At 53.6% G+C, this 781-nt stretch carries 1 protein-coding gene; it reads right to left on the bottom strand.

The features are described from left to right. Positions 1-19: 19 nt before the first annotated feature. The coding region (locus GV827_RS23210; RefSeq protein WP_164356707.1) for a restriction endonuclease at positions 20-781 on the bottom strand (762 nt) is incomplete at its 5' end.

Raw genomic sequence — 781 nt, 5'->3', positions numbered from 1 at the left:
GCCGGTTTCTCCCACAAACCTACCACAATGAAGTAGGCCTTAGCCCATCCGTGACTTCCCCTTCAACTTCAGCAAGAGCAAGCTCTTTCCAGTCACTCCTGATTTTACCTCCGGATACGCAATCTCCTGCCCGAAGGATGTTAACGATGTCCTGCCCGGAAAACAGTCGCACCGGATAGCGGTCCGCCTCGATCTCTTTCTGCGTCTGTTCTGAGTACCATGATGTCGTAAAATAAAGCCCGAACTGGCCTCGGCCAAGTCGCGCCACGAGACGGGACACCTGATCCGGCGTTATGGCCGTCTTGTAGCGCTTGGCCTCACCCAGGAACTCGATTTCGTAGTCGATCGGATACGGAAGCTTGAACATACCGAAGAAATCTATTCCGTGATCGCCCGTTCGCCTTGTTCGTGTGACGCGATGCTCAAGTCCGGGAACGATGTCGGGAAGTTTGTCTACAAGGGCAACAGTAAATGCCTCAAACTCGGCGGGCGAGAGTGAAGAAACTTCCGCGAGTATCTTCTTATCATCAGATCCGGGAGCCGGAACCTGCTGCTGTTTACTTCGCACCTTTGAAGACCAGACCTGTCGTCTCTTGACCCTGCCCTTCATAACCTTCCGCCAGACGTCAGGGGCAAACTTTCGGTCAGCCTCACGGACATCACCTGCGGTAACGCGATGCCGCAACCACTCTGCTGGAACGATTTCCGTGTCAAGAATGGAAAGCAGGATACGCAAATTCTTGATGGGTTTCCCTTCGTCCTCAAACCAAGCGTGTCTGAC

Origin of the sequence: Sulfitobacter sediminilitoris (assembly GCF_010667575.1) — a bacterium.
In the GTDB taxonomy this organism is placed as follows: domain Bacteria; phylum Pseudomonadota; class Alphaproteobacteria; order Rhodobacterales; family Rhodobacteraceae; genus Sulfitobacter; species Sulfitobacter sediminilitoris.
Note: the sequence above shows the minus strand (reverse complement) of the source record. Positions and strands in the feature narration are given on the sequence as shown.